This window comes from Rhodoblastus acidophilus (genome assembly GCF_025961575.1).
GTDB classification, from domain to species: domain Bacteria; phylum Pseudomonadota; class Alphaproteobacteria; order Rhizobiales; family Beijerinckiaceae; genus Rhodoblastus; species Rhodoblastus acidophilus_C.
On the sequence record NZ_JAOQNX010000001.1, the window covers coordinates 14,863 to 34,064 of the forward strand.

General features: G+C 64.8%; 17 protein-coding genes. 7 read left to right on the forward strand and 10 right to left on the reverse strand.

Going from position 1 to position 19,202, the window contains the following annotated elements:
• The first annotated feature begins 38 nt into the window (after window positions 1-38).
• The 6 genes from M2320_RS00055 to M2320_RS00080 all read left to right on the forward strand — a co-directional run bounded on the left by M2320_RS00055 (window position 39) and on the right by M2320_RS00080 (window position 10,224).
• Window positions 39-2,540 (forward strand): glycogen/starch/alpha-glucan phosphorylase, encoded by a 2,502-nt coding sequence (locus M2320_RS00055; protein ID WP_264595553.1) that lies wholly within the window; start codon window positions 39-41, stop codon window positions 2,538-2,540.
• Between the two features lies 1 nt (window position 2,541).
• Window positions 2,542-4,824 (forward strand): 1,4-alpha-glucan branching protein GlgB, encoded by a 2,283-nt coding sequence (gene glgB / locus M2320_RS00060; protein ID WP_264595554.1) that lies wholly within the window; start codon window positions 2,542-2,544, stop codon window positions 4,822-4,824.
• 62 nt (window positions 4,825-4,886) lie between these two features.
• A complete protein-coding gene (gene glgC / locus M2320_RS00065; protein WP_184426894.1) occupies window positions 4,887-6,146 on the forward strand; it encodes a glucose-1-phosphate adenylyltransferase in 1,260 nt (419 codons plus the stop codon).
• Complete coding sequence (glgA, locus tag M2320_RS00070; protein ID WP_264595555.1) at window positions 6,143-7,597, forward strand: glycogen synthase GlgA; 1,455 nt, start codon at window positions 6,143-6,145, stop codon at window positions 7,595-7,597. Before glgC ends, glgA begins: the two co-directional genes overlap by 4 nt.
• A complete protein-coding gene (glgX, locus tag M2320_RS00075; RefSeq protein WP_264595556.1) occupies window positions 7,594-9,612 on the forward strand; it encodes a glycogen debranching protein GlgX in 2,019 nt (672 codons plus the stop codon). The genes glgA and glgX overlap by 4 nt, the downstream gene beginning before the upstream one ends.
• A gap of 99 nt (window positions 9,613-9,711) precedes the next feature.
• Window positions 9,712-10,224: a hypothetical protein gene (locus M2320_RS00080; protein ID WP_264595557.1), complete on the forward strand. Its 513-nt coding sequence runs from the start codon at window positions 9,712-9,714 to the stop codon at window positions 10,222-10,224.
• 36 nt (window positions 10,225-10,260) lie between these two features.
• Here M2320_RS00080 and M2320_RS00085 read toward each other — a convergent pair whose 3' ends face one another.
• From M2320_RS00085 to M2320_RS00115, 8 genes are read right to left on the reverse strand one after another with little or no spacing between them, the layout of a single operon-like run.
• Complete coding sequence (locus M2320_RS00085) at window positions 10,261-10,929, reverse strand: NapC/NirT family cytochrome c (protein WP_264595558.1); 669 nt, start codon at window positions 10,927-10,929, stop codon at window positions 10,261-10,263.
• The gene (locus M2320_RS00090) at window positions 10,922-11,419 is read right to left on the reverse strand and encodes a nitrate reductase cytochrome c-type subunit (protein WP_264595559.1); all 498 of its coding nucleotides are present in this window, start codon (window positions 11,417-11,419) and stop codon (window positions 10,922-10,924) included. Before M2320_RS00090 ends, M2320_RS00085 begins: the two co-directional genes overlap by 8 nt.
• Window positions 11,412-12,296 carry a quinol dehydrogenase ferredoxin subunit NapH gene (gene napH / locus M2320_RS00095; protein ID WP_264595560.1) on the reverse strand — a complete coding sequence of 295 codons (885 nt, stop codon included), beginning with the start codon at window positions 12,294-12,296 and terminating at the stop codon, window positions 11,412-11,414. The genes M2320_RS00090 and napH overlap by 8 nt, the downstream gene beginning before the upstream one ends.
• Complete coding sequence (gene napG, locus M2320_RS00100; protein ID WP_264595561.1) at window positions 12,293-13,039, reverse strand: ferredoxin-type protein NapG; 747 nt, start codon at window positions 13,037-13,039, stop codon at window positions 12,293-12,295. The genes napH and napG overlap by 4 nt, the downstream gene beginning before the upstream one ends.
• Window positions 13,040-13,051: 12 nt before the next feature.
• Window positions 13,052-15,565, reverse strand: coding sequence for a nitrate reductase catalytic subunit NapA (napA, locus tag M2320_RS00105; protein ID WP_264595562.1), 2,514 nt, complete (start codon window positions 15,563-15,565; stop codon window positions 13,052-13,054).
• A 2-nt stretch (window positions 15,566-15,567) separates the two neighbouring features.
• On the reverse strand, window positions 15,568-15,831 hold the full coding sequence (locus M2320_RS00110; RefSeq protein ID WP_264595563.1) for a chaperone NapD: 264 nt from the start codon (window positions 15,829-15,831) through the stop codon (window positions 15,568-15,570).
• Window positions 15,828-16,118 carry a 4Fe-4S dicluster domain-containing protein gene (locus M2320_RS23325; RefSeq protein WP_425540640.1) on the reverse strand — a complete coding sequence of 97 codons (291 nt, stop codon included), beginning with the start codon at window positions 16,116-16,118 and terminating at the stop codon, window positions 15,828-15,830. The genes M2320_RS00110 and M2320_RS23325 overlap by 4 nt, the downstream gene beginning before the upstream one ends.
• A complete protein-coding gene (locus tag M2320_RS00115) occupies window positions 16,115-16,654 on the reverse strand; it encodes a DUF2478 domain-containing protein (RefSeq protein ID WP_264595564.1) in 540 nt (179 codons plus the stop codon). The genes M2320_RS23325 and M2320_RS00115 overlap by 4 nt, the downstream gene beginning before the upstream one ends.
• A 282-nt stretch (window positions 16,655-16,936) precedes the next feature.
• Between M2320_RS00115 and M2320_RS00120 the strand changes: the two genes are divergently transcribed.
• Window positions 16,937-17,062, forward strand: a complete 126-nt coding sequence (locus M2320_RS00120) for a hypothetical protein (protein ID WP_264595565.1) — start codon at window positions 16,937-16,939, stop codon at window positions 17,060-17,062.
• Here the strand turns inward: M2320_RS00120 and M2320_RS00125 are convergent.
• Window positions 17,051-17,752: a Crp/Fnr family transcriptional regulator gene (locus M2320_RS00125; RefSeq protein ID WP_264595566.1), complete on the reverse strand. Its 702-nt coding sequence runs from the start codon at window positions 17,750-17,752 to the stop codon at window positions 17,051-17,053. The genes M2320_RS00120 and M2320_RS00125 overlap by 12 nt on opposite strands.
• Before the next feature lie 89 nt (window positions 17,753-17,841).
• On the reverse strand, window positions 17,842-19,098 hold the full coding sequence (locus M2320_RS00130; protein ID WP_264595567.1) for an Hsp70 family protein: 1,257 nt from the start codon (window positions 19,096-19,098) through the stop codon (window positions 17,842-17,844).
• Window positions 19,099-19,202: the final 104 nt, after the last annotated feature.

The following is a 19,202-nucleotide window of genomic DNA, read 5'->3' on the forward strand; positions in this document are numbered from 1 at the left end:
CATGGCCGCAAATCGCCCCTTTCCTCTCAGGAAGCCACATGACCGAAACCATTGCAGCCGCCGCCGACCGTCCCAACGACGCCCCGGAGGCCGAGGCTCTGAACGGCGAATCCGCCGCCGCCATGCTGCGCGAGGCCGTTCTCGAAAAGCTCGCCTATTCCATAGGCAAGGACCGCAACGCCGCCAGCGAGCGTGACTGGTTCGTCGCCGTGGCGCTGGCCACCCGCGACCGCATGGTCGACAATTGGATGATCACGGTGCGCGCCAATTATAAGGAGAGCCGCCGCCGGGTTTACTATCTGTCGCTGGAATTCCTCATCGGCCGCCTGCTGATCGATTCGCTCACCAATCTCGGCCTGGTCGAGCCGATGCGCGCGGCTTTGGCGAGCCTCGACGTCGATCTCGACAAGCTGCGCGAGATCGAGCCCGACGCGGCGCTCGGCAATGGCGGCCTCGGCCGCCTCGCCGCCTGTTTCATGGAGAGCATGGCGACGCTCGGCATCGCCGCCCACGGCTATGGCATCCGCTACGACCACGGCCTGTTCCGCCAGACCATCGCCGAGGGCTGGCAGCATGAATATCCCGAGGACTGGCTGGAATTCGGCAACCCCTGGGAATTTCCGCGCCCGGAGGTGCATTACGAAATCGGCTTCGGCGGCTCCGTCGAAAGCGTGGCGCGCAAAAACGGCATGGCGCAAGTCTGGAGACCCGCGGAAATCGTCGAGGCCGTCGCCTTCGACACGCCGGTGGTCGGCTGGGGCGGCAAGCATGTCAACACCTTGCGCCTGTGGTCGGCGCGCGCGCCCGATCCGCTGCGCCTCGACAAGTTCAACCAGGGCGATTACGTCGGCGCGCTCTCCGACCAGGTCCGCGCCGAATCCATTTCCAAAGTTTTGTATCCCAGCGATTCCACCCCCGCGGGACAGGAATTGCGGCTGCGCCAGGAATATTTCTTCGCCGCCGCCTCGTTGCAGGATCTGGTGCGCCGCCATCTCGAACAGAACGGCGACATCGACACGCTCGCCGACAAGGCGGCGATCCAGCTCAACGACACCCATCCCGCGATCGGCGTCGCCGAACTGATGCGTCTGCTGGTCGACGTCCATGGCGTCGAATGGAAGCGCGCCTGGGAGATCACCGTCGCCACCTTCTCCTACACCAATCACACGCTGCTGCCGGAGGCGCTGGAAACCTGGCCGGCGCCGCTGATGGAGCGGCTGCTGCCGCGCCACATGCAGATCATCTATCTGATCAACGCGCTGCACCTCGACGCCTTGCGCGAAAAGGGCCTCGACGACCCGCGCAAACTCGCCGCGGTCTCGCTGATCGACGAGCACCACGGCCGCCATGTGCGCATGGGGCCGCTGGCGTTTTTGGGATCGCACAAGGTCAATGGCGTGTCGGCGCTGCATTCGGATCTGATCAAGGAAACGGTGTTTCACGACCTCCACGAGATTTTCCCGGAGCGCATCTGCAACAAGACCAATGGCGTCACCTTCCGGCGCTGGCTGTTCGAGGCCAATCCGCATCTGACCCGGCTGCTGATCGAGACGCTCGGCAAGGAGGTCTTGGACGATCCTTCAGTCCTGAAAAAGCTAGAACCCTATGCCGACGACCTGAATTTCCAGGCGCGCTGGGCCGCGGCCAAACAGGCCAACAAGGAAAACCTCGCCCGCATCATCGCCGACCGCATGCTGATCAAGGTGAACCCCAACGCCCTGTTCGACGTGCAGATCAAGCGCATCCACGAATACAAGCGCCAGCTGCTGAACATCCTCGACACGATCGCGCTCTACAATGAAATCCGCGCGCAACCGATGCGCGACGTGGCGCCGCGCGTGAAAATCTTCGCCGGCAAGGCGGCGGCGAGCTACCAGCAGGCCAAGCTGATCATCAAGCTCGCCAATGATGTGGCGCGCGTGGTCAACAATGACCCGACCGTGCGCGACCAGCTCAAAGTCGTGTTCCTGCCGAACTACAACGTCAGCCTCGCCGAGGCGATCATCCCGGCCGCCGACCTGTCCGAACAAATCTCCACCGCCGGCATGGAGGCGTCGGGCACCGGCAATATGAAAATGGCGCTCAATGGCGCGCTCACCATCGGCACGCTCGACGGCGCCAATGTCGAGATCAAGGAGCGCGTCGGCGACGACAATATTTTCATCTTCGGCCTCAAGGCGGACGAAGTCGCCGCCCGCCGCGCGCGCGGCATCGACATGCGCGAGACCATCGAAGGCTCCCCCGAATTGCGCGAAGTGCTGGAAAGCATCGCCGGCGGCGCCTTCTCTCATGACGACCGCCACCGCTACCAGGGTCTGGTCGATTCCCTGACCTACCACGATTATTTCCTGGTCTGCGCCGATTTCGTCGCCTATCGCGCCGCGCAAAATGCGGTGGCGCGGCGCTGGCGCGATCGGAAATCCTGGCAGCGCGCCGCCATTTTGAACACAGCCCGCACCGGCTGGTTCTCCTCAGATCGCACCATCGCGGAATATGCCGAGGAAATTTGGAAAGTTCCGGTGAACAGGCCGCAGGCCTGATATGAGCAAGTCCCCCACACGCGCCCAAGGCGCCAAAAAAACCGCGGACAAAGCCGCGAAACCAGCCGCGGAAAAAATCACCAAACCGGGCGTCGGCGGGGCGCCCGCCGGCGACATATCCGCGCTCGCGGGCGGCCGCCACGCTGACCCCTTCGCCGTGCTCGGCCCCCATGCCGTCACGGGTGGAACCATCATCCGCGCCCACGCCCCAGGAGCGAAAAAAGTCACCGCGCTGATCGAGGGCGGCGAAACACTCGCCCTCGCCTCACGCGGCAGCGATTTTTTCGAGGGCGTGACGCCGCGGGCAAAACCCTTCGCCTATCGCCTGCGCGCCGAAAATGCGGGGGGCGCGTGGGAATGGGACGACCCCTATCGCTTCGGCCCGCTGCTCGGCCCGCTCGACGACCATTTGCTGGTCGAGGGCGCGCATCTGCAACTCTATGAGCGCCTCGGCGCGCACGCCCTCACCCATGAGGGCGTCGCGGGCGTGCATTTTTCCGTCTGGGCGCCCCAGGCCCAGCGCGTCTCCGTGGTCGGCGACTTCAACCAATGGGACGGCCGCCGCCATGTGATGCGCAAGCGCATCGATTCCGGCCTGTGGGAGATTTTCGTCCCCGAACTCACCCCCGGCGTGTTCTACAAATATGAAATCCTCGGCGCGACCGGGCACATCCTGCCGCTGAAGGCCGACCCGTTCGGCCAGCAGCAGCAATTGCGGCCCTCGACCGCCAGCCTGGTGACGCCTGAGCCCACTTTCGCCTGGGGCGACGCCGAATGGTTGAACGCGCGCGCGCAAACGGACGCGCGCCGCGCCGCCATGTCGATCTACGAGGTCCATCTCGGCTCCTGGCAACGCGCCTACGATCCCGAGGAGCCGGACGGCCGCTTCCTCAGCTATGACGAACTCGCGGACACGCTGATCCCCTATGCGAAAAACCTGGGGTTCACGCATCTCGAACTGCTGCCGGTGTCCGAACACCCGCTCGACGCCTCCTGGGGCTACCAGCCGGTCGGCCTCTACGCGCCGACGTCCCGCTTCGGCGATCCCGACGGGTTCAGGCGCTTCGTCGACCGCGCCCATCGCGAAGGCCTCGGCATCATCCTCGACTGGGTGCCCGCGCATTTCCCGGTGGACGCCCACGGCCTCGCTTATTTCGACGGCGCCGCGCTCTACGAACATCCGGATCCGCGCCGGGGCTTTCACCCCGACTGGAACACCGCGATCTATGATTTCGGTCGCCGCGAGGTCGCCAATTTTCTCTGCGTGAACGCGCTCTACTGGTTCGAGCAATTCCACGTGGACGGGCTGCGCGTCGACGCCGTCGCCTCCATGCTCTATCTCGACTATTCGCGCAAACCGGGGGAATGGCTGCCCAACGAGCGCGGCGGCAACGAGAATTTCGACGCCGTCGCCTTCCTGCAACGGGTGAACGAACTGGTCTACGCGCGCTATCCCGGCGCGATGATGATCGCCGAGGAATCCACGGCCTGGCCGGGCGTCTCGCATCCGGTCTATGCCGGCGGCCTGGGCTTCGGCTTCAAATGGAACATGGGCTGGATGAACGACACCTTGCGCTACATCAGCAAGGATCCGGTCTATCGCCGCTGGAGCCACCAATGGCTCACCTTCAGCCTGCTCTACGCGTTCAGCGAAAACTTCATCCTGCCGATCTCCCATGACGAGGTCGTCCACGGCAAGGGGCCGCTGATCGGCAAGATGCCGGGCGACGAATGGCGGCGCTTCGCCAACGCCCGCGCCTTCCTCGCCTATATGTGGGCGCATCCCGGCAAAAAGCTGCTGTTCATGGGCCAGGAGTTCGGCCAGACCAGCGAATGGACCGAGACCCGGGCGCTGGACTGGCATTTGCTGCAATATGCGCCGCACCAGGGCCTGTCGCGGCTGGTCGGCGACCTCAACCGGCTCTATCGCGAGCACCCGGCGCTGCATGGCCGCGACTGCGAGGGCGACGGTTTCCAGTGGATCGACGCCGACGACGCCGACAATTCCGTGCTGTCCTGGGTGCGCCGCAGCCCCGGCGCGCCGACCGTCGCCTTCGTCGTCAACTTCACCCCGGTGCCGCGTCCCGATTATCTGATCGGCCTGCCTCAGGCTGGGCGCTGGCGGGAAATCCTCAACACCGACGCCGCCGTCTATGGCGGCTCCGGCCAGGGCAATCTCGGCGGCGTCACCGCGCATCCGCACCCACACCGGAATTTTCCGGCCTCCGCGCGGGTGAACGCGCCGCCCTTGGCCGCGTTGATGCTGATTCTTGATCCGGACTGACCGGATTCATGCCAGTGTAACACCAAGACCCTATTTCCGGCTCAAATCGCAAGGAAAACCATATGCCGGCCCAGTCTCACGCCCCGCTCGCCCGCCAGGCCATGGCCTATGTGCTCGCTGGCGGGCGCGGCTCCCGCTTGATGGAATTGACCGACCGCCGCGCCAAGCCCGCCGTCTATTTCGGCGGCAAGACACGCATCATCGACTTCGCTCTGTCCAACGCGCTCAATTCCGGCATCCGCCGCATCGCGGTGGCGACCCAATACAAGGCGCACAGCCTGATCCGCCACCTGCAGCGCGGCTGGACATTTTTGCGGGCGGAGCGCAACGAGAGTTTCGACATCCTTCCGGCCTCGCAGCGCGTCTCCGAGGACAAGTGGTATGTCGGCACCGCCGATGCGGTCTATCAAAACTCCGACATCGTCCTCGACTACCACCCGGAATATATCGTCATCCTGGCGGGCGACCACATCTACAAGATGGACTACGAGCGCATGCTGCAACAGCATGTCGACATGCGCGCCGACGTCACCGTCGGCTGCCTTGAAGTCCCCCGAGCCGACGCCAGCGGTTTTGGGGTGATGGGCATAGACGAGAACCGCCGCATCACCAGTTTTGTCGAAAAATCCAAAAACCCGCCGACCATTCCCGGCTCGGACGACACCTGCCTCGCCAGCATGGGCATTTACGTCTTCAACACCAAATTCCTGTTCGAATTGCTGGCCGAGGACGCGGCCAACCCGAACTCCGAGCATGATTTCGGCAAGGACCTGATCCCGCACATCGTCAAGCACGGCAAGGCGGTGGCGCATCGGTTCTCGGATTCCTGCGTGCGCTCGGAAAAGGAGACGACCGCCTATTGGCGCGACGTCGGCACGCTCGACGCCTATTGGGCCGCCAATATCGACCTCACCGGCGTGACCCCGGAGCTCGATATTTACGACCGCGACTGGCCGATCTGGACCTATTCCGAACTGACCCCGCCCGCAAAATTCGTCCACGATCTCGAAGGACGGCGCGGCCAGGCGGTGTCGTCGCTGGTCTCCGGCGGCTGCATCGTCTCGGGCGCCTCGCTGCGCGAAACGCTGCTGTTCAGCAATGTGCGCGTCAACTCCTTCGCCAGCGCCAATGGCTGCGTGATCCTGCCCGACGTCAATGTCGGCCGCTCCGCGCGACTGACCAAAGTGGTGATCGACGCCGCCGTGACCATCCCCGAGGGGCTGGTGGTGGGCGAGGACCCCGAACTCGACGCCCAACGCTTCCGCCGCAGCGAAGGCGGCGTCTGCCTGATCACCCAGCCGATGATCGACCGCCTGAAATGAAAAGCCTGAACGTTCTTTCCGTCACCTCCGAAATCTTTCCGCTGATCAAGACCGGCGGCCTCGCCGATGTCGCGGGCGCCCTGCCGCTCGCCCTCGAGGCGGAGGGCGTGGCGGTGCGCAGCCTGGTCCCCGGCTATCGCCCGGTGATGGCGGCGCTGAAAAAGGCCGAGGAGGTCGCCAAGTTTGACGATCTGTTCGGCGCGCCGGCAAAAATTCTCGCCGCCAAGGTGGGCGCGCTCAACCTGTTCGTGCTGGACTCCCCAAGTTTTTACATGCGCGAGGGCGGCCCCTACGCCGGCGCCGACGGCAAGGATTTCGGCGACAACGCCCTGCGCTTCGCGGCGCTCGCCAAGGTCGGCGCGCTGATCGGCCAGGGTCTGGTCCCCGCCTTCGTCCCGCAGGTCGTTCACGCCCACGACTGGCAGGCGGGCCTCACCGCGGCCTATCTGCATTACAGCGGGGGACCACGCCCCGGCAGCGTCATCACGGTTCACAATCTCGCCTTCCAGGGCCAGTTCTCCGCGGCGACTTTTGGCGCGCTCGGCCTGCCGCCGCAGGCTTTTTCCATCGAAGGCGTCGAATATTACGGCGGCGTCGGTTTTTTGAAGGCGGGCTTGCAGCTCTCCGACCGGATCACCACGGTCTCGCCGACCTATGCCCAGGAAATCCAGACCACGCACGCCGGCATGGGTCTCGACGGCCTTTTGCGCACACGCGCGAGTGACCTCACGGGCATTCTCAACGGCATCGACACCCATGTCTGGAACCCCGAGACTGACCCGCTGATCGCCGCGCACTATTCGACCAAAAGTTTCGCGGGGCGCGCCGTCAACAAAAAGGCGCTGCAGGAACGCTTCGGCCTCGACCACAACGAAAATGCGTTTCTGGTGGGCGTGGTCAGCCGCCTCTCCTGGCAAAAGGGCTTGGATCTGCTGCTCGGCTGCCTGCCGATCCTCGAAGCCTGCGACGCGCAACTCGCTTTGCTAGCGTCAGGCGATCCCGGCCTGGAGGCCGCCTTCAAGGAAGCCTCGCAAACCCATCCGGGCCGCGTCGGCGTCTATTTCGGCTATGAGGAAAAGCTCGCCCATCTCGTCCAGGCGGGCGCCGACGCCATTCTGGTGCCCTCGCGCTTCGAACCCTGCGGCCTCACTCAGCTTTGCGCCCTGCGCTATGGCGCGGCGCCGATCGTCGCGCGCGTCGGCGGCCTCGCGGACACCATCATCGACGCCAATGAAATGGCGTTGCAGGCGGGCTGCGGCACCGGCCTGCAATTTTCGCCGGCGACCTCGGAAGCGCTTTCGGGCGCGCTGCGGCGCGGCGCCGATCTGTTCCGCCAGAAGAAACTCTGGAAGAAGCTGCAGACCAACGGCATGAAGACCGATGTGAGCTGGACGCATCCGGCCAAACATTACGCCGAAATCTTCCGCGCCCTGGCGCATCCCGCGCCATGAAAATCCTTCCCGGCGCGCCGGAGCCCTTGGGACTGCGGCTCGTCGCGGACGGCGCGAATGTCGCGGTGTTTTCGCAGACGGCCGAAGCCATCGACCTCTGCCTGTTCGACGCCACCGGCGCGCGCGAAATCGCCCGCCTGCGCCTGCCGGGCCGCACGGGTCCGGTCTTCCATGGCTTCGTTCCCGGCCTGCAAGCCGGCGCCCTCTACGGTCTTCGCGCCCAGGGCCCGTTCGCGCCGGAGCGCGGCCTCTCTTTCGACCCGCGAAAACTGCTGGTCGATCCCTATGCCCTTGAACTGTTCGATACGCCGCGCCTGCACGAATCGTTCTTTCCGACCTCTGCGGAGGACAGCGGCCCCCACGCCCCCAAGGCGCGCGCCTGCGCGCCCGATCCGGCGCCGGCGAACCGTCCCGATATCCCCTGGCCCGACACGATCATCTACGAATTGCACGTGCGCGGCTTCACGCAAAAACGGCGCGAGGTCCCCAAAACCCTGCGCGGAACCTTTGCCGGCCTCGCCCATCCCGCGGCGACCGCCCATCTCAAATCGCTGGGCGTCACCACCGTCGAACTGCTGCCCTGCGCCGCCTGGCTCGACGAGCGCCATCTGGCGGAACTCGGCCTGACCAACTACTGGGGCTATAACCCGATCGCCCCGCTCGCGCCCGACCCGCGCCTGGCGCCGGGCGGCTGGGCGGAGGTGCGCGACGCCGTCGCCGCCCTCCACGCCGAGGGGCTAGAAGTTCTGATCGACGTGGTGCTCAACCACAGCGCCGAAGGCGGCGGCGACGGCCCCATCGTCTCGCTGCGCGGCCTCGACAATCCCTCTTACTACCGGCTGTTGCGCGAAAATCCCGCCGCCTACATCAACGACGCCGGCTGCGGCAATATTTTGCGCGCGGACCATCCGGCCGTCGTGCGGCTGGCGATGGACGCCCTGCGCGCCTGGGCGGTTTTTGGCGGCGTCGACGGCTTTCGTTTTGACCTGATGACCACGCTCGGGCGCCGCGACAGCGGTTTTGATCCCCACGCCCCGCTGCTGGCCGCCATCGCCCAGGACCCGGTTCTGCGCGCGCTGAAGATCGTTGCGGAGCCCTGGGACATCGGCCCCGGCGGCTACCAGATCGGCCAGTTCGCCGCCAATTGGGGCGAGTGGAACGACCGGTTCCGTGACGCGGCGCGAAAATTCTGGCGCGGCGAGCCCGGCATGAGGGGCGAGTTGGCGACCCGCCTCGCCGGCTCGGCCGACCTGTTCGCGGGCAAAAAGCCGCCGTCGCGCTCGATCAATTTCATCACCGCCCATGACGGCTTCACCCTGGCCGATCTCGTCGCTTATGCGCACAAGCACAACAAGGCCAATGGCGAGGACAATCGCGACGGGACCGACGCCAATTATTCCTGGAACAATGGCGTCGAGGGACCGACGCGCAACGAAACCATTCTGGCGGCGCGCCGGCGCGACCAGCGCGCCCTGCTCGCCACGCTGATCTTTGCGCGCGGCGCGCCCATGCTGTCGATGGGCGCGGAATTCGGCCAGAGCCAGCGCGGCAACAACAACGCCTATGCGCAGGACAACGCCATCTCCTGGCTCGCCTGGGAAAAGGCCGATCCCAACCTGCTCGCCTTCACCAAACGCGCGCTCGCGCTGCGCCGCGCCACGCCGGCCTTCACCGACGACAATCATTTCACCGGGATCGCGCGCGACGGCGGGCCGCCGGATGTGGAATGGCTCGGCGAGGATGGCGCGCCGCTGACCCCGGAACAATGGCGAGAGGGCGACCGGCATTTCCTCGGCTTTGTCGTCACCGTGGGCCCCTCGCGCGCGGCGCTGCTGCTCAACGCCGGCAAGACGGCCGTCGCCTGCCCGCTGCCCGCGCGCGCCGGCAAAATCTGGCGCCGCGCGCTCGACACCGCGGCGGAAGACGGCGCGCCCGATCCGGCCCTCAGCGCCGAGGCCATCGAAGGCCGGACGGCGGCGGTTTTCATCGAGGAAGCCAAAATACCTCGCATTTGAACGAGTTAGACCGATCAAATGCCCATACGATTCTCGGGCGATTGTTAAAAGCTCGCAAGCCAGTCTGGGGGCATCCCCAGCGCAGCTTGCGATAAGAAAATGGCCAGCAATAAAATCACCCACACGAGCGATTACGATTACGCAAACGTCATCAAGCGGCTCAGACAGGCGCAGGAGCGTCAGGAGCACGAGATCGCCAAGAAAGCGCCGGTGGCGCGCATGACGCGCCTTTATGTGCGGCGCGCGCCGGTCGCGGCGCCGCCTCCGCCCAAAGTCTCGCCCTGGTCGAAGATCGGTCGCGTGTTCGGCGATGAAAAGAGGCAATTGTTGGTGGCTGGAGTGGTCATGGCCGGCTTTGCCAGCTGGATGGTTTCGATGCTGCAGGGCTATCTCGACCGGAACGAACAATCCCAACTCGCCGCCGCCTGTCACGAAAACCAGTTCGCGCATGCGGGATCGACCATTTGCTTCGACGACCGGCATTTCGTTCACATGCTCAACGCCGATGGCACCACCAGCAAGGGCGCCATCGACTGGAAGGTCAACGAGGCCTCGCACCGCGTCGCAGAGGCGGCGGCGGCGCGGGAAGCGCGAGCGCGCGCCGGCCAGTAAGGACCTCTTGCGCGCCCCTTGAGGCGCGCGGAGGGTTTATGGCGAGGGCGCGGCCTCCTTCAGCGATTTCAGATAGGCCTCGATGTCGCCGCCCTGCCCGGCCATTTCCTTGTCGAGCACCGCCGCCGCCTCGATCGCGTGATCGGGCAGACGATGGGCGATGCCCTTGTGGCAATCGATACAGGTTTTTCCCGCAGCGAACGCGCTCTGATGCGCGTCGGCGGCGCGCTTCTCCTGCACCGAAAAATCCATCTGCTTGAAGTTATGGCAGTTGCGGCAGGCCTGGCTATCGGTCGCCTTCATCCGCCGCCATTCATGCGTGGCGAGTTCGAGCCGATGCGCGGCGAATTTCTCCGGCGTGTCGATGGTGCCCAAAATCTTGTGCAGCACCTCGTTCGACGCCTGAATTTTTCGTTTCATCTTGGCGAACCAGTCATGCGGCACATGGCAGTCCGGACAGGTCGCGCGCACGCCCGAGCGGTTGGTGTAATGAACGGTGTTGCGCAGCTCCTGATAGACATTGTTCTTCATCTCATGGCAGCCGATGCAAAACTCCTCGCGGTTGGTGACCTCCAGCGCGGTGTTGAACCCACCCCAAAACACGATTCCACCGACGAAGCCGAGGATCAGCAGGGCGCCGAGAGACCAGCGCGCGGGCGGCGACCAGAACCAGCGCCACAGACGCGCGAATTTGCCCTCACTCATGACGGCCTCCGACTTCCGTGGCGTTCTCAAACACGTTGTTGACCAGCGGCTTGGCGTCGGCCTGAGGCACATGGCATTGCGTGCAGAAGAAGCGCGTGCCGGCGATCTTGTCGAGCCTGTTGCCCTGCCGGTCCACGTAATGGGTTTCGGAAACTTTTGGCGCGCCCGCCTTCACATTGGCCGGCCAGTCGTGGCAGCTCATGCATTTGTTGAAATCGCGGCTGACCTGATAGCCGTCGATCCGGTGCGGGATCAGCGGCGGCTGCTGGCGATAGGCGCGGCCGAACTGGCCGTCGGACGGGGTCTGCTGCTTGACCACGTCGGGCGCGGGATTAACCTCCTCCAGCCCGACATCGCCGCGCAGGCTTTTGACGATTCCGGGCTTCGGCTTGTCCTGCGCGTGACCAAAGCTGACGCCGACGCCCGCTACGATCGCCGCGGCCGCGGCCGCCTGGATGAGACTTCTCCAGAAGCCTGTGTAATCAGCCATTTTGGCTCTCCGTTTTGAGAGGGGACTCGACGCGGCGGTCGAAGCGCGTCGCATAGACAAAAATGTGTTCGGAGCAGACGTCGGCGCAGCGGCCACACGCCGTGCAGGCGCCGGAACGGATGACGGGGGAGTCCTTTCCGCGCAGCGCGGGCGCAATGACCAGCGGCTCGGGACAGACAGCGAAACAGTCGAGGCAGTCGTCGCAGTTTTCGCGCCCGCGCGCCGACACGCGCAAAACGGTTTTGGCGCCGATCAGCCCATAAAAGGCGCCGACCGGGCAGAGATGCCCGCAAAACCCGTTCTTGGCGACGAACAGGTCGAACAGGAAGATCATCGCGGCCATGACGAGGCCGGCGACGCCGCCGAACACAAGGTCCCGCCAAAACGTGGTCACCGGATTGATGACTTCATAGGCGATGGAGCCGGTCACGGCGGAAGCCAGCAGCACGCCGCCAAGACCCCAGTACCGCGTCGCCGGTTTTAGGATCAGCCCCTTGCCCTCGACGAACCGACGCCGAAGATAACCGGCTAAATCCGTCACCGGATTGATCGGGCAGACCCACGAGCAAAACGTGCGCCCGCCGAGCAGCAGATAAGCAATCAGCACAATGGCGGCGCCGGTCAACATCCGCGCCTCAGGGACATGGCGCGCCAAAAGACTCTGCAAGGCGACCAGCGGATCGGTGAGCGGCAGAACATTCAGCGTCAGGCTCGACGCCAGAGTCCCCTTGGCGATCCACAGACCGAACCACGGCCCCGTCAAAAACAACGCCAGAAACCCAAGTTGCGACAGGCGGCGCAGCAGCAAAAATTTATGCGCGGCGAACCAGCCGCGTCGCGCCGTGGCGGCGACGCCGGGAATGCGCTCGAATGTCATGGCGCGCCCTCCGGCCGGCGCACCGGCAGGCCGCCGATTCCGGGCACGAGTTCGTGACCAGCCTTCTTCTTCTCCTCCCAGCCAAGTCGGTAATGCGCCGCGATTTTGCCATTGGCCAAAGCCAACGGCAGCACTTTTATCGCCGCCTCCTCCAGCACACAGGCTTTTTCGCATTTGCCGCAACCGGTACAGGCGTCGGCGTGGACCACCGGCTCGAAGATCGCGTGTTTGCCGGTCCGCGCATTGTGGCGATCCTCCAGCGTGATCGCCTTGCCACTCAGCGGGCAGACGCGATGACACACATCGCAGCGCAGCCCCTGGAGATTGAGACAGGTTTCGCGCGAGGTGATGACCGCGACGCCCATGCGCGCATCGTCGATGTTTTCCAGCGCATGATCGAGCGCACCACTCGGACAAGCTTTTGCGCACGGAATATCCTCGCACATCTCGCAAGGGATTTTCCGCGCGACAAAATAGGGCGTGCCGTTGGCGGCGGCCCCGACGAAATCCGCAAGTTTTAAAATGTCATAGGGACAGGCGCGCACGCACAACCCGCACCGCAGGCAGGCCGCGAGAAAATCCGCCTCGGCCAACGCCCCCGGCGGGCGCAAAAAATTGGGCGCCAGCGCCCGCGACTGCTGCACGAGCCCGAAAAATCCGGCGGAGCACAGGCCCGTGACGGCAGCGCCGCGCGCGGCGTCGCGCAACAAACCGCGACGCGTCATATTGGCTCCGGCGGCCATTGTTCAGCCTCCTCAAGCCGAGACGATCTTGCAGGCGCACTTTTTGTAATCGGTCTCCTTGGAGATCGGACAGGTGGCGTCGAGCGTGAGCTTGTTGACCAACTGCGTCTCGTCGAAGAACGGGATGAAGACCACGCCGCGCGGCGGCTTGTCGCGTCCCTTGGTCTCGACGCGCGACACCACTTCGCCGCGCCTGGTTTGCAGCTTCACCGCCTGCCCGCGCCGCAAGCCGCGCTCGGAGGCGTCTTCGGGGTGCATGAACACCTGCGCGCTGGGGAAGGCGCGGTGCAGTTCCGGCACGCGTCGCGTCATCGAACCGGAGTGCCAATGTTCGAGCACGCGGCCGGTCACCAGCCACAGATCAAACTCCTTGTCCGGCGATTCCGCCGGCGCTTCATACGGGCAGAAAATCACACGCGCCCGGCCATCCGGCTTGCCATAAAACTTCACGCCCTCGCCGGCCTTCACATAGGGATCGTAGCCCTCGCGGAACCGCCACAACGTCTCCTTGCCGTCGACCACCGGCCAGCGCAGCCCGCGCGCCTTGTGATAAACTTCCAGCTCCGCGAGATCATGGCCATGGCCACGCCCGAACGAGGCGTATTCCTCCCAAAGCCCCTTTTGCAGATAAAAACCGAAGTGTTTTGACTCGTCATTGTCAAAACCCTGCTGGCAGGTCTCGACGCCGAACTTGTTGACCGAACCATTGGCGAACAGCACGTCGAACAGAGTCTTGCCGCGCAGATCGGGCCGCTTCACAACGAGCTCTTCCGGCCAGACCTCCTCAACTTTGAAATATTTCGAGAACTCGACCATCTGCCACAGGTCGGATTTGGCCTCGCCAGGCGCGTGGACTTGCTGGCGCCAGACCTGGGTGCGGCGCTCGGCATTGCCATAACCGCCTTCCTTCTCCATCCACATGGCCGTGGGCAGGATCAGGTCGGCGGCGAGCGCGGTCACGGTCGGATAGGGATCGGAGACGACAACGAAATTGTCGGGATTGCGGTAGCCCGGATAGGTTTCGCCATCCATATTGGCGCCGGTCTGCATATTGTTGGTGCACAGCACCCAATAGGCGTTGAGCTTGCCGTCCTTCAGCATGCGGTTTTGCTGCACGGCGTGATAGCCGGGTTTTTCCGGAATGGTCCCCGCCGGCAGGTTCCAGATTTTTTCGGCGATCTCGCGATGCTTGGGATTGGCCACGAGCATGTCGGCCGGCAGGCGATGTGAAAACACCCCCACTTCACGCGCCGTGCCGCAAGCCGACGGCTGGCCGGTGAGCGAGAACGGCCCATTGCCCGGCTCCGAAATTTTGCCCGTCAGCAGATGCACATTGTAGATGAGATTATTGGCCCAGGTGCCGCGCGTGTGCTGATTGAACCCCATGGTCCAATAGGACACGATTTTCTTCTTGGGATCGGCGTAAAGCCGCGCCAGCCGCATCAATTTGTCGGGTTCGACGCCGGAAATTTCGGCGGTCGCCTCCAGCGTGTATTTGGAGATCAGCTCCTTGTACTGCTCGAAAGAAATGTCGGTCATGCCGGCCGGATCTTTTCCGTCCTTGCCGGCCTTGTGCGAGGCGTTCGCCGCCTTTTCCTCCAGCGGATTGTTGGGCCGCAGACCGTAGCCGATGTCCTCCACCGTGCGCGTAAAAGCCACGTGCTTGTCGACGAAATCCTGGTTCACTGCGCCGGTGCTGACGATGTGATTGGCGATGAAGTTGAGGATGGCGAGGTCCGATTGCGGCCGAAACGTCAGCGCATTGTCGGCAAGCTCATAGGAACGATGCTCGAAGGTCGAGAGCACATGCACCTCGCAGCCCTCGTGCGACAGACGCCGATCGGTGATGCGCGACCACAGGATCGGATGCATCTCCGCCATGTTCGAGCCCCAGAGCACGAAGGCGTCGGCATGCTCGATGTCGTCGTAACACCCCATCGGCTCATCAATGCCGAAGGTGCGCATGAAACCGGCGACGGCGCTCGCCATGCAGTGACGCGCATTGGGGTCGAGATGGTTGGAGCGGAAGCCGGCCTTCATCAGCTTGACGCCGGCATAGCCTTCAAAAATGGTCCACTGGCCCGAGCCGAACATGCCGATATTGTTGGAGCCGCCCTTTTTGAGCGCCGCCTTCCATTTGTCGGCCATGGTCGAAAACGCCGTCTCCCACGACACCGGCGTGAACTCGCCATTCTTGTCGAACTGGCCGTTTTTCATGCGCAGCATCGGCTGGGTCAGCCGATCCTCGCCGTACATGATTTTCGACAGGAAATAGCCCTTGATGCAGTTGATGCCGCGGTTGACGGGAGCGTCGGGATCGCCCTGCGTCGCGACGACGCGACCGCCCTTGGTGCCGACGATGACGCCGCAGCCGGTGCCACAGAAGCGACAAACCCCCTTGTCCCAGCGGATGCCGTCGGCCGTTTCGGCGAGCGCCGTGCTTTCGGTGAGCGTGATGCCGCCCGCCGACGCCGCCGCGGCGGCCGCGGCCGCCTTGATCATTTCGCGTCTGGTCTGCTCAAGCATGGCTAAAACTCCGCGACGGGCGCGTCCTGCGCCAAATCAGGTTCGAACTGGTGATAGACGAGCGACGCCGCGACCACGCCCGGCGTCCGGTGAATGTTTTCGACCCCATGCAGCGCAAGGCCGCGCGCATTATCTTCGAGCGTCACCACAAGGCGTCCGCCCGCGCCGCGCGCATGGATTTCGAGGCCGGGAATTTCGGTGAGCGCCGCCGCCACCGCGTCGATTTTTTGGGGATGGGCGTGGACGAGAACGCCGCAAATGTTCATGCGCTTGTCTCCTCGGACAAAGTGAGGGCGCGCGCCGGGCAAGGGGGCAGGCAGGCGCCGCAGCCGGTGCAGCGATCGGCGGCAATGGAAAGAAGGGATTTGCCGCCGCCAACGGGCCGAAAAACCAGAGCGTCTTCATCGCAAGCGGTTTCGCAGGCGCGACAGGCAGTTCCACGCGCTTCGAGGCAGGCGGCGCTGACGCGGACGATGCGCGGCGAACCCACAGAAGGACGCGGCAGCCCAAACAACGCCCGCCGCGAAAGAATCCTGTCGTCGACGCGCGTCATGACAGGCCCCAAAAGGCCACATCGCGCTCCAGCGCGAGATCGCCCGCGAAGGCGCGCCAGTCCTGGAGATTGCGGCGGGGCACGCCGACCATCGTCGGAACGCCCAGCGCCAGCGCGTCGGCGATCACGGTGCGAAACCCGCCGCCCTCGACCTCGGCCCGGCCGAACTTGTTGAGCAGCACGAGATCGCACGCATGCAGATTGGCGTGGATCAGCGCGCAGGCGCGAGCGAGCCCGTCCCGATCCAGCCGACAGCCGCGCGCCAAGGCGCCGCGATCCTCGGAAATTTTTGACGCCTCGCCGCTGAACAGATCGCACAGCACCATGTCGCAGCGGCCGCTGCGCGACGCCCCCGCCTCCGGAAGCGCGCCGCCGACCACCAGACCGCGTCCCTTCGCCTGCGCGGCGATCCCGCGCAACGCGGCTTCAGCCTGGGCCTGTTCGTCGCAGATCAGCGCGGTGAGCGGCTGAGCCCAATCGACTCCATCGGCTGGCGCAGACCCGAGCTCCTGGTGCGTGATCGCGTGAGTCGACATGGTTCGCGCCCCCGACATGGTCGGCGAACGCTTCGTTGCGCTTCAGCGCCGACGACACGTGTGTCGCTCCGGGCGCATCCCAAAACGTTGTGCTTGCGCAAACAAGAGGCAGGTCGGCACGCCGCCTCAAGGCATGACTTGACTTTTGTTAAGGGCAAAGCGAGAACGACGACAGCGTTCAGGAGGGCAGGACATGTGCGAACAAGTGACATCAGGACGTCGGTTCGACCCGGATCTGTGCCCGCTGCTCAACACGCTTCCGGCCGACGAGCGCCACGCCGCATGGCGGAAGACCCGGTCATCAGCGCCTGCGTGGCGGCGGTGGAAGGCGCGGAGCCGCCGACCGCGGCGGCGGCGAAGAAGCTCGCCGCCTACGACCGGCTGTGCGGCGACGCGCTATCCGCCTGAACTCGCCTCACCCACGGGCGGGCGCGCCGCATAGCGCGACAACCGGCCGACGTCGCTGATCAGGACATCGTCGCGGCACACTTTGACGCCGTGGTCCCTCAGCCGGACCAGGGCGCGCGAAAAATTCTCCGGCTTCATGCCGAGGCGGCTGGCGATCAGCGGCTTCTCATAGGGCAGCGCGATGGTGACGGCGCCGGCGGTTTCCGTGGTCTGCGCCAGCAGGAAATCGGCGATCCGCTCCGCGTCGGAGCGCGGCTTCAGCCGATCGATCTGCGCAACCAGATGTTTCAGATGATCCGAGAACGACGCCAGCATGCTGAAGGCGACCTGCGGATTCTCGAGCAGGATGCGGCGCAAGGCGGCGCCGTCGATTTCCAGCACGCGCGCGGGCGACACGGCCTGCGCCGAGGCGGGATAATGCCCGCCGACGAACATGGCGGATTCGCCAAACGTGTCGCCCGCCGAGTAGATGGCGACAACCTCTTCGTCCTGTTCTCCCCGGCGAAACACCTTGACCCAGCCTTCGATCAGGAAAAAGCAGGAATCGGCGGCGTCGCCCTGGCGATAAATCTCCTCGCCCCGCTCACAGGAGCGGGGGGTATGGTTCTGTACGATCGAGCGCGCGAGCTCCGGCCCCATGGCCACGAACAGCGGCGCGCGCGACAGAAAAGTGTCGTGATCGGCTGTCATTATTCTTGTCCGGCGCAAGCCAGGGACGCGGACTCCCAGGCTGCACATACGTGTCTGTCACAGAACAGCCTGCCCGTCGATTGCGACTTTTAACGCACCCGATCCGCGGCCACCAACGCAAGTCCCGCCGCCACCGAGGAAAAAGCGTCGCCGAAGCGAAGTTTGGCCGCGCCGAACCGCCCTGCGAACAATTGACGCACGGCGGGCACATAGGACGTGCCCCCGGTCATGAACACCGCATCGATGTCCGCAGGCCCGGCGCCAGCCCGTTCAAGCGCCAGATCGATGGTGGCGTCGAGGCTCGCCACATCCTCGGCGATCCAGCTTTCAAAATCCTTCCGCGCGACAACTTCGTCGATCTCCAACCCGGCGGCGCGGAACCGGAACGGCGCGCCCTCGCCGCTCGAAAGCTCCGCCTTCAGCCGGCTCACCGCGAGATAAAGCTCGTAGCCGAGATCGTGATCGATGATCTCGATCAGGCTCTCGATCTCGTCAGGATTTTCGGCGTCCTTGGCCAGCCGGCGCAGCTCCGCCATCGTGTCGGCGCTCTTGAGCAGCGACAGCTTGTGCCATTGGGCGAAGGCCGCGTAATAGCGCGCCGGCATCGGCAGGCGTTTCTGGAACGAGCGATAGCACGAGTTCCGCCCGAGCCGCGGCGACACCAGATTGTCGATCAGGCGGAAGTCGAACGTGTCGCCGGCGATGCCCACACCCGCATGTGACAGCGCGTCGGCCTTCAGCGCCCCGCCGCCGGGATCGAATCGCATCACCGAAAAATCGCTGGTGCCGCCACCGAAATCGGCGACCAGCACGGTCTCGGGCCGCGTCAGCGTGCGCCCGTAGGTATAGGCGGCGCCAAACGGCTCATAGGCGAAATCGACCTTTTCGACCCCGGCGTTGCGATAAGCGGCGCTCAGCCGCTCCAGCGCCAGCCCCTCGTCCGGCCGCTCGCCCGCGAACACCACGGGCCGCCCGGACACAATCGGCAGCCCGCGCAAATCCTCTGGCAGAATGTCGGCCAGAAACACCCCGATCAAATCCTCGATCAGAAATTTTTTTCCGAACAGCCGCGTGTCCGAAAACACCGGGCTCGACACATAGGTTTTCAGCGATTGCAGAAACCGGTGTTCGCCATTCACGTCCAGCGCCCGGTCGAGCGCCGCCGGCCCGGACACGTGCTTTACGCGCGCGCCCTCGCGGAAGAACAATAGCGCGGAGCGATAGGCGTCCACGGACCCGTTCGGGGTCTCGAAACGACGCACCAAGACGTCGCCGGAGGCGTCTGCAAGGGCGACGACGCTGTTGGTCGTCCCGAAATCGACGCCGATGGCGGTCGGGTTCTTCAAGTCGAAAAAATCCTCGGGTGGGGGCCGCAACACGGCGGCGGGGAAGCGGGCTGATAGCCGGGCCGCGGACGCGGGGCAAGGAAACATTTGGCGACTCGTTTCGC

Excerpts from the sequence above, each read along its gene's own strand:
- glgA (WP_264595555.1), top strand. The coding sequence starts at position 6,143 with ATGAAAAGCCTGAACGTTCTTTCCGTCACCTCCGAAATCTTTCCGCTG.
- M2320_RS00120 (WP_264595565.1), top strand. The coding sequence starts at position 16,937 with ATGGCGGAAGACCCGGTCATCAGCGCCTGCGTGGCGGCGGTGGAAGGC.
- glgB (WP_264595554.1), top strand. The coding sequence starts at position 2,542 with ATGAGCAAGTCCCCCACACGCGCCCAAGGCGCCAAAAAAACCGCGGAC.
- M2320_RS00125 (WP_264595566.1), bottom strand. The coding sequence starts at position 17,752 with ATGACAGCCGATCACGACACTTTTCTGTCGCGCGCGCCGCTGTTCGTG.
- glgC (WP_184426894.1), top strand. The coding sequence starts at position 4,887 with ATGCCGGCCCAGTCTCACGCCCCGCTCGCCCGCCAGGCCATGGCCTAT.
- napG (WP_264595561.1), bottom strand. The coding sequence starts at position 13,039 with ATGGCCGCCGGAGCCAATATGACGCGTCGCGGTTTGTTGCGCGACGCC.
- M2320_RS00080 (WP_264595557.1), top strand. The coding sequence starts at position 9,712 with ATGGCCAGCAATAAAATCACCCACACGAGCGATTACGATTACGCAAAC.
- M2320_RS00085 (WP_264595558.1), bottom strand. The coding sequence starts at position 10,929 with ATGAGTGAGGGCAAATTCGCGCGTCTGTGGCGCTGGTTCTGGTCGCCG.
- M2320_RS00055 (WP_264595553.1), top strand. The coding sequence starts at position 39 with ATGACCGAAACCATTGCAGCCGCCGCCGACCGTCCCAACGACGCCCCG.
- napH (WP_264595560.1), bottom strand. The coding sequence starts at position 12,296 with ATGACATTCGAGCGCATTCCCGGCGTCGCCGCCACGGCGCGACGCGGC.
- M2320_RS23325 (WP_425540640.1), bottom strand. The coding sequence starts at position 16,118 with ATGACGCGCGTCGACGACAGGATTCTTTCGCGGCGGGCGTTGTTTGGG.
- M2320_RS00110 (WP_264595563.1), bottom strand. The coding sequence starts at position 15,831 with ATGAACATTTGCGGCGTTCTCGTCCACGCCCATCCCCAAAAAATCGAC.
- M2320_RS00090 (WP_264595559.1), bottom strand. The coding sequence starts at position 11,419 with ATGGCTGATTACACAGGCTTCTGGAGAAGTCTCATCCAGGCGGCCGCG.
- napA (WP_264595562.1), bottom strand. The coding sequence starts at position 15,565 with ATGCTTGAGCAGACCAGACGCGAAATGATCAAGGCGGCCGCGGCCGCC.
- glgX (WP_264595556.1), top strand. The coding sequence starts at position 7,594 with ATGAAAATCCTTCCCGGCGCGCCGGAGCCCTTGGGACTGCGGCTCGTC.
- M2320_RS00115 (WP_264595564.1), bottom strand. The coding sequence starts at position 16,654 with ATGTCGACTCACGCGATCACGCACCAGGAGCTCGGGTCTGCGCCAGCC.